This is a genomic window from Nitrososphaera sp., from assembly GCF_050748925.1.
GTDB lineage: Archaea > Thermoproteota > Nitrososphaeria > Nitrososphaerales > Nitrososphaeraceae > Nitrososphaera.
The window spans coordinates 1-5,625 of the sequence record NZ_JBOGQF010000115.1 but is presented as its reverse complement, the minus strand read 5'-3'; the positions used below and the strand labels follow the sequence as shown (position 1 = coordinate 5,625).

The window sequence follows — 5,625 nt, the reverse complement described above, 5'->3', positions numbered from 1 at the left end:
GTCAGGACCTTGACCGCGCCCCCTGGTGCCAGCTTTTTTGCAAGGGTGCCAAACATCCATTCTTCTGGCGCGGCAGGCATCGAGCGTTCCGGCATGACTATCAAAAAGTTGTCTATCGACCTGTCGGCAATCGATGGCAAGAGCTTGCGCTCGTCGCCCCAGAACGCCGAGGCGTTTTGCGGGTCGAGCTCGGCGAGCCTTGACTTTGCCTTGAACACCTCGCTCTGGTCCTTGCCAATGCCTATGAAATACTCTGACCAGTTGTCAGACGCCATCGCCTGCAGCATCTCGCCCCTGCGCATCCCAAGCTCCATGTTGAGCTTGAAGTATATCCTGCGCGCCGTTTCGATCGTACGGTTGAGCGGCGTAGAGGGGTTGCCCTCGTGGAAGAACTGGTATATGAGATTCCAGCGCCGGCGAAAGACGTAGGGAAAGGTCTTTTGGCCCATGAGCTGCTTGAAGAGCTCAAGGTCCGCAAAATCCGCAAAGAACGCGTCGGTCCTGGAGACCGCTTCCAGCTTTGGCAGGTACAGCTCGTCGTAGAGGTTGTTGACCCTGTCCCACGCCCTTACTGGGTCAGAGCCCATGTACGTCACGGAAAGGTCGGCAAGCCACAGCACCTCTGCCATCAGCTTTATCCTGCCATTATCCTTTAGCTGCGACAGGAGCGACTCAAACCTCTCCTGCGCAAAGACTGACTTGAAGAACGGGAACTCGGTTCTCCAGATGAGGGCCTCCGCGACCACGCTTTCAGTAGGCGTCCAGCCGGCCTTGACATAGTCGGGATGCGTCGTCGAGTATTCTTCCGGCGCGACAGTTATGGACTTGAACTCGCGGAAATAATCCTCAAGCTCGGCAAGGGTCATGGTAAAGTAGGCGTCGAGGATCCTGGTCCTCTGGATCTCTTTCATGGTCCTGACTACGCTTGGGCCCCTTGGCTTGTCCTGCTCTGCCGCAAGCGGCTGTCCCGGATCATAGTCGTGCAGGAGCCCTGCCACGAGCATCATCTCATAGTCCTTTGGGCCAAAGCCGTGCCCCTGGAACTCTTCTGGCAGCATCTGGATGGCCACGTACGAAACTTCGAAGGAGTGGTGCAGGTTGTGGTACTCGCTTGCGCCCTCGCCAAGGCCCATGCGGGTATACGCGGTCTTTAAGAACCTCGCCAGCGCTTGCAGCTGCGCCACCCTTGCCGGTGGGATCTTTTTCTTTTCTGCAAGCTCTATTATCGCCGCCAAAAGGTCGCCGTCGCTCACGTTTGCAAGGTTGGCGTTGGTGTGGTCTACTTTGCGCTCCTTGGCGCCGGGAAATTTGCTTATGACCTGCCTGTAGACAAGCCGCAGGGGCAGGCTCTTGTTGAGGTAGATGACAAACGTCATGAACCGGTACGGATACCGGACGCGCAGCCGCTCCCACCCGGAGACTTCGCTGGTGGCTGCCACTATCTTTATGTTGACGTCTGAAATGAGGGCGCTCAGCTCGTTGCCGTCCATGTCCCTGTCGGTAAAGCGCTGGCGCTCGGTGTTCATTACGAGCCACTGCGGTATCTTTACCACATACTGCCGGCCCACCACACGCTGCGTGACCGCGACTTTGTGCAGCCCCTCGCTAAACGGGAGGTCCCTGTCGCGGACCACCTGGAGCCTGATCTCGCGACCTGGATTTTGCAACGACAGCAGTATGTGCCAGTACTTGCCCTTGTCCATCCACGGCGGCACCGTCGTTTCCTTGTCCCAGAAATCGACCGGGCCGGCGGGCACAAAGCCGTTTTCATATTCCTTTGTCACTGGGTTGTACGACTTGTACTCGTACTCGCCTATCATGGGGTCGAGCCTGCGCGCGGCAAGCCTTGCCTCGATGACTTCGGACATGGACTTTGTGAACTCGCGGTAGGCCATGACGCCCCAGATGGTCCCAAGCGCGCTGAAAAGAGTGGAAAGGTCAGCAAAGATGTCGATTGAAGAAGGGTCGACGAAGTACTTTGGCAAGAGGGGTATGCCAAACCAGCCTGTGGCGAGCAGGCCCGCAAAGGTAAGGATGATGAAAAGCCACCTTGCAATGTCGTGGTAATAGAGGCTGAAAGGCAGTACGGCATGCGAGCTACCGCCCCCGCTAACCCCAGGTTTATCGCTCAACGTTTTTGCCTGCCGGTTACCAGACAAGTCCCATCCGTCTATATATTGTCTTATGATTATCTGACCGCGTCCTGCAGGCCCTTCCATTCTTTGGGCTGGTGCGTCCCCCATTTTTCATAACAGACTGCCTTGGCAAGGTCCATCCTCGGGAGCCAGCCTACCCTCTCAAGGTCCGGCCTTGGCGCAAACTCTTCGACGTAGCCGAGGCACAGGTACGCGACCGGCTTGACATGAGCGGGGATGTCGAGTGCCTTTTCAAGGTCCTCGTTTGACAGTATGCTGACCCAGCCGACGCCGACGCCCTCTGCCCTTGCAGCGAGCCAGAGGTTCTGGATTGCGCAGCAGACGCTGTAGACGCCCGTGTCCTCGATGGACGTCCTGCCAAGCACAAAGGGCCCAAAGCGCGTCGGGTCGTACGTGACGCAGACGTTCAATGCTGATTCCAAAATGCCTTCCAGTTTCAGCTTTGCATACTGGCCTTGGCGCTCCTTCTCACCTTCAAGCATCTTTATCGACCGGTCGCGCTCGCGCGCAAACGAGTCCTTGACCTGCTGGCGAGTTCCTTCATCTTTTATCAGGATAAAGTTCCATGGCTGCGAAAACCCTACCGATGGCGCGTGGTGTGCCGCGTTCAATATGCGAAACAGGACGTCGTCCGGGATGTCCTTCTGGATGAAATGCGACCGCACGTCCCTCCTTGAGAATATCGCCTTGTAGAGGCCTTCTTTTTCCGGGCCGGTAAAGTCAGTCAAGTCAGCGCGTCCTTGGCGCATGTCGGGATATTAGACTTGCGCTGCCGCCACGTTTTTGGATATCTTGCTGACGTTTTCCGGGTAAAGGTCGATGCCGACGAACCTGCGGCCAAGCGACACCGCGGCAATACCCGTGGTGCCCCTGCCTGCAAACGGGTCGAGCACCCAGTCGCCTTTCTTTGTCGCAAACAGGATTATCTTTTTCACGAGATCTTCCGGGAATATGGCAAAATGCTCGTTGCCAAAGTGCGCCCTCGTCGCTATCTGCCAGACGTTTGAAGGGTTCTTGCCCTGCGGGTTGCAGACTGCAAAAATGGGGTAATGCCTGTGGTCGCCTATCCTGCGCCGCGTCGCGTGCCGCTTGAACTTGCGGTAGCACGTGGGGCAGAACTTTTCCGGGTCATAGCCGTAGGCCCTCGCTATTTCAGACGTGCTAGGCAATTCTGAAATGGGGGTGTCCGGAGTAGAGCTGTGAATCTCCTTTGCGATGCGCTCGATCTCTTTTTTGTCGGGGCTCTTTGGCGCGGTCTGCACCATGGCGGCGGGGGGCACGCGGTTGCGCCCCTCTGCGGCCTCGTTGCCCATCACCCTGACGGCGTCAAGGTTTGCATACGAGCGGGCGCTCTTTGAAAAGAACAACACGTATTCGTAGGCCTGCGAAAAATTGTCGCGCGAACTTGAGCTGATGTTGTTTTTCTTGTACCAGATAATGTCTTCCCTGAACTTGTAGCCTGCCTCAGACAGCCTGCCTGCAAGCCTGTGGGGCACGCGGAGCTTTTCCTTCCTGCGCCGGGTGTCGCCTATCACTATCCAGAGGCTGCCGTCCTCTGCAAGCAGCCCCTTGCAGGCCGCAAACACCTTTGCCAGCGAATCGAGGTACTCGTCGACGGTCTGTTCCCTGCCTATCTCGCCCTTGTCAGAGCCATAATGCCTGTGGCCGTAATAGGGGGGCGACGTGACTATGGCGCGGAACCTGCCCTGCGGGAGCCGCCTGACAACCTGGCCGGCGTCGCCCTGCAACACTTCAAAGGACTCGTCGCCCAACTTTTTAAGAGACGCCTGCAGACATTCTTAACCTTATCTGCGCAATGTGTAACAATATATTTGGGCGCCAGAGGTAGTTGCCGTAAGGTCTACGTACGCCTAGCGGGCGGGTGGTCTAGCTCGGTATGATACCTCGTTGACATCGAGGTGGCCGCGTGTTCAAATCACGCCCCGCCCACTTTTTACTATGTTCTTGCAAAACGAGCTCGTGAATGGCGCTCATTTTTTTGTCCTATCCAATTACGGCATTCCGTGACGAAGGCCATCGTTCTTATGTGAAGGGCGGGCATAAAATTCGTGAACACGATATTCCCTCTGTACCAGTATGAAGAGGCGACGGCTCTTGATCTATTTGAAACCTGCCATTCAGTTTTTAGCTGCGGACCATGGATACCGATAATCCCCGGTTCGCAAGACGGGCCTGATCTTGACAAGCAGTGGGAAGGGGATGACGATGACGACAATTGAGTGCCAATGCATATTGAAAAACCAAGATACGCCTGCCCGGCCCCTATTTTCTATTACCATCTATGGCAGGCTGGTGCGGTTTTCTTACTGCCGGTGTTAACTGGAAGGAACGCGGTACACAACGATAGGTGGCTATTTTCTATACTCCCTATGAGCAAGAACTGATGGGCATATTGAGAGCTCACCCAAACTCTACCATTGCAGAAATGAAAATGTACATTGGATTCAGGAAAGGGAACGACGTGCCACGCGCGTTGAACAGCCTCCGCGTGAAGGGGATTCTCTTGCATAATAATGACAAGCCTACGAGATATTCTTTATCTGACGCCGTGTAGCTATGGGGCAACCGCTAGTTCATGATGAAATTTCCTTAAACGAGGGCGTCGTTCCAACAAATTTGGCAATTTTGTGCTTTAGAAAAACTTCGTGTTCCTTGCCGCAGTCGTTGCACCGAAGCCGGACATTGCCCGAAATGCTCCGGTACTTTGGTTTTGTCACCTCGTCTTCCCGGATGCATTCCATCACGTTGCCACAATCGCACGAGAAACACAGTTTTGTCATTGTAGAAAATCAGCCTGCCACAATCATTGTCACGGTCGATTTCACGTTTTCAATAGTGCAAATGTCTGCCATGAGGGTCCTGCGCAATTCCTTCTCCGTCGCGGAGTTTATTCTTACCACAAGGTCATAAATGCCAGACGTCTGGTAGACATTGCTTATTGCAGGAACCTTGTCCAGCTCCTTCATGACGCTTGGGACAAGCGAAAAACTGCAGTTGATGAGGATAAACGCGGAAACCATTGCAATGAATGTGACGTCGTACGACTATTAAACGGTTTAAAAGCCACCCACTGTTGCAGGTCAAAAGCCTGACAGTCGAGCATAGGCGGAGGTTATAAGCCGGTAAGCGGTATAGATCAGTGTTACAAAATAGTTTTCCCATGAAGGATTGGCACATTAATCACATGGAAAAGACGGTCGTGAAATATGTAAAAGGGCTGTCTGCCGACGCTTCTTCCTGGGAAAAGCGGAGGGACAAAAAATACGGCCGCCTCATCAATGTCTGCAGGCAAATCGACTACGACATAAAGCACGGGGTTGATAAAGACCAGGTCATTTTCTTCCTTGAAAAAGTCAGGTGCCACTCCTCCTTTTCGGATATCAGAAATAGCGACAGTTCGTTAGGCCGGCTGGATGAAATAAAACAGCACTTTTCGCCAGCGGCAAAG

The 5,625-nt window shown here is 54.5% G+C and carries 4 protein-coding genes, 1 tRNA gene and 1 pseudogene; 2 read left to right on the top strand and 4 right to left on the bottom strand.

All coding sequences use genetic code 11. The annotated features are described in order from the left end of the window. From ACREAY_RS09380 to ACREAY_RS09370, 3 genes and pseudogenes are all read right to left on the bottom strand, one after another. Positions 1-2,132 (bottom strand): annotated as a pseudogene (locus ACREAY_RS09380) (hypothetical protein); the annotation flags it as partial. Positions 2,133-2,188: 56 nt separating this feature from the next. Next, positions 2,189-2,884 carry a 5,6-dimethylbenzimidazole synthase gene (gene bluB / locus ACREAY_RS09375; RefSeq protein ID WP_431755508.1) on the bottom strand — a complete coding sequence of 232 codons (696 nt, stop codon included), beginning with the start codon at positions 2,882-2,884 and terminating at the stop codon, positions 2,189-2,191. Positions 2,885-2,914: 30 nt separating this feature from the next. After that, positions 2,915-3,928, bottom strand: coding sequence for a DNA-methyltransferase (locus ACREAY_RS09370; protein ID WP_431755507.1), 1,014 nt, complete (start codon positions 3,926-3,928; stop codon positions 2,915-2,917). A 104-nt stretch (positions 3,929-4,032) separates the two neighbouring features. Between ACREAY_RS09370 and ACREAY_RS09365 the strand changes: the two genes are divergently transcribed. After that, a tRNA-Val gene (locus tag ACREAY_RS09365) sits at positions 4,033-4,106 on the top strand. Positions 4,107-4,966: 860 nt separating this feature from the next. Here ACREAY_RS09365 and ACREAY_RS09360 read toward each other — a convergent pair. Next, positions 4,967-5,197: an Lrp/AsnC family transcriptional regulator gene (locus ACREAY_RS09360; RefSeq protein ID WP_431755506.1), complete on the bottom strand. Its 231-nt coding sequence runs from the start codon at positions 5,195-5,197 to the stop codon at positions 4,967-4,969. Between the two features lie 164 nt (positions 5,198-5,361). On the opposite strand from ACREAY_RS09360, the gene ACREAY_RS09355 reads away from it, so the two are divergent. Next, the coding region (locus ACREAY_RS09355; protein ID WP_431755505.1) for a hypothetical protein at positions 5,362-5,625 on the top strand (264 nt) is incomplete at its 3' end.